General features: G+C 72.4%; 3 protein-coding genes. All 3 read right to left on the minus strand.

What is annotated here, in order from left to right:
- Positions 1-1,088 (minus strand): 3-dehydroquinate synthase (aroB, locus tag ACFYX0_RS47350; protein ID WP_388981937.1); only part of this gene is annotated, 1,088 nt, incomplete at its 3' end.
- Entirely contained in the window at positions 1,085-1,567 is a 483-nt protein-coding gene (locus ACFYX0_RS47355) for a shikimate kinase (RefSeq protein ID WP_388981943.1), read from the minus strand. The genes ACFYX0_RS47355 and aroB, both read right to left, overlap by 4 nt.
- Before the next feature lie 32 nt (positions 1,568-1,599).
- On the minus strand, positions 1,600-2,754 hold a 1,155-nt coding region (gene aroC, locus ACFYX0_RS47360), incomplete at its 5' end, for a chorismate synthase (RefSeq protein WP_388981940.1).

Consider the following 2,754-nt stretch of genomic DNA (forward strand, 5'->3'; position numbering starts at 1 on the left):
TGGCCCACTTCGCCGTACGCGGCCAGCAGCACCGCCGGGTCCGGGCCCTCCAGCACGGTCGGCCTGGCCAGACCGTCCAGCACGATGAAGCGGAGCAGGTCGCCGCGGGACTTCTTGTCGACCCGCATGGTCTCCAGCAGCCTGGGCCACTGGTCGTAGCGGTAGTTGAGCGGCAGGCCGACCGATTCGAGGATCGTCCGGTGGCGGTCGGCCGTGGCGTCGTCCAAGCGGCCCGCCAGCCGCCCGAGTTCGGCGGCGAAGTGCATGCCGACGGCGACGGCGGCGCCGTGGCGCCACTGGTAGCGCTCGTTCTTCTCGATCGCGTGGCCGAGCGTGTGCCCGTAGTTGAGGATCTCCCGCAGGCCGGACTCCTTCAGGTCCGCCGAGACCACTTCGGCCTTGACCCTGATGGAGCGCTCGATCAGCTCGGCGGTGCGCGGGCCGGCCGGGGTACGGGCCGCCTGCGGGTCCTCCTCGATCAGGTCCAGGATCACCGGGTCGGCGATGAAACCGGCCTTGATGACCTCGGCGAGACCGGACACGTAGTCGTGGACCGGCAGGGAGTCCAGGGCGGCGAGGTCGCACAGCACTCCCGCGGGCGGGTGGAAGGCGCCCACCAGGTTCTTGCCCTCGGCGGTGTTGATCCCGGTCTTGCCGCCAACCGCCGCGTCCACCATGGCCAGCACGGTGGTCGGGACGGCGATCCAGCGCACTCCGCGCAGCCAGGTCGCGGCCACGAACCCGGCCAGGTCGGTGGTCGCGCCGCCGCCCACGCCGACGATGACGTCGGTGCGGGTGAAGCCGGACTGGCCCAGCGCCTTCCAGCAGTAGGCGGCGACCTCGGCGGTCTTGGCCTCCTCGGCGTTCGGGACCTGGACGGCGATCGCCTCGAAGCCCTGACCGGCGAGGTCGGCGCGCAGCGCCTCGCCCGTCCCGGTCAGCGCCTCCGGGTGGATCACGGCGACCCGCTTGACCCGGTCACCGATCAAACCGGCCAGCTCACCCAGGAGTTGACGGCCCACCAGGACTTCGTAGGGGTCGGTGCCCGCGGTACCGCCGATCCGGATCCGCGTCACTGCCTCGCTCATGCTTCCTTCAACTCCACTGCGTCCAAAACGGCTCGGGTCACCTCTTCGGGGCTCCGGGCGTCGGTGGACACGACGGCCGTGGCGACCTCTTCGTACAGATGGCGGCGTGCCTCCATCAGCTCACGCCACTGACGGCGCGGGTTGACGGCGAGCAGGGGGCGGGCCGTGTTGAGGCCGGTGCGCCGCACCGCCTCCTCGACGTCCATCGAGAGGTAGACCACCCGCTGTCCGGCCAGCAGTTCGCGGGTGTCCTCGTCGAGGACCGCGCCGCCGCCCAGGGCCAGCACACCGTGGTGCTCGGCGACCGCCCGCCGCACGGCCTGCTTCTCGAGCGCGCGGAAGAAGGACTCGCCCTCGTCCACGAAGATGTCCGCGATGCTGCGGCCCTGCTCGGCCACGATGTCGTCGTCCGTGTCCCGGTAGCCGACGCCCAGCCGCTCGGCCAGCAGCTGCCCGACGGTGGACTTTCCCACCCCCATCGGGCCGACGAGGACGACCGCGGGGGCCGCGCTCACCGGATCTCCAGAGCGTCGAGGTAGGACCGCACGTTACGGCGGGTCTCCGGCACGCTGTCGCCGCCGAACTTCTCCGCCACCGCGTCCGCGAGGACGAGCGCGACCATCGCCTCGGCGACGATGCCGGCCGCCGGGACCGCGCACACGTCGGAACGCTGGTGGTGCGCCTGCGTCGGCTCGCCGCTGGAGACGTCGACGGTCCGCAGCGCGCGGGGCACGGTCGCGATGGGCTTCATCGCGGCGCGGACGCGCAGCAGCTCGCCGGTGGACAGACCGCCCTCGGTGCCGCCGGAGCGACCGGTCGCCCGCTTGATGCCGTCGGCCGTCGTGACGATCTCGTCGTGGGCCTTGGAGCCCGGCACCCGGGCCAGCTCGAAGCCGTCGCCGACCTCGACGCCCTTGATCGCCTGGATGCCCATCAGCGCGGCGGCGAGCCGCGCGTCGAGCCGGCGGTCCCAGTGGACGTGCGAGCCGAGGCCGACGGGCACGCCGTAGGCGAGGACCTCGACCACTCCGCCGAGGGTGTCGCCGTCCTTGTGGGCCTGGTCGATCTCCGCGACCATCGCCTTCGACGTGTCCGCGTCCAGGCAGCGCACCGGGTCGGCGTCCAGCTTCGCCACGTCGGCCGGGGTCGGGTAGACACCGTACGGGGCCTTCGTCGACGCCAGTTCGACGACGTGCGAGACGATCTCGATGCCCGCGGTCTCCTTCAGGTACGACCGGGCCACCGCGCCGAGCGCCACACGCGCCGCGGTCTCACGGGCCGACGCACGCTCCAGGATCGGCCGCGCCTCGTCGAACCCGTACTTCTGCATACCGGCGAGATCGGCGTGCCCGGGCCGCGGCCGGGTCAGCGGCGCGTTGCGGGCCAGTCCCGCCAGCACCTCGGGGTCCACCGGGTCGGCCGCCATGACCTGCTCCCACTTGGGCCACTCGGTGTTCCCGACCATGACCGCCACCGGGGAGCCCAGGGTGAGACCGTGCCGGACGCCACCCAGGAACGTGACCTCGTCACGCTCGAACTTCATCCGCGCACCGCGCCCATAGCCCAGCCGCCGCCGCGCGAGGTGATCCGCCACCATGTCCGTGGTGATCGGCACGCCGGCGGGAAGGCCCTCCAGCGTCGCGACAAGTGCGGGACCGTGGGACTC

Source organism: Streptomyces sp. NPDC002573, from assembly GCF_042889625.1.
Classification (GTDB): Bacteria; Actinomycetota; Actinomycetes; order Streptomycetales; family Streptomycetaceae; genus Streptomyces; species Streptomyces gibsoniae.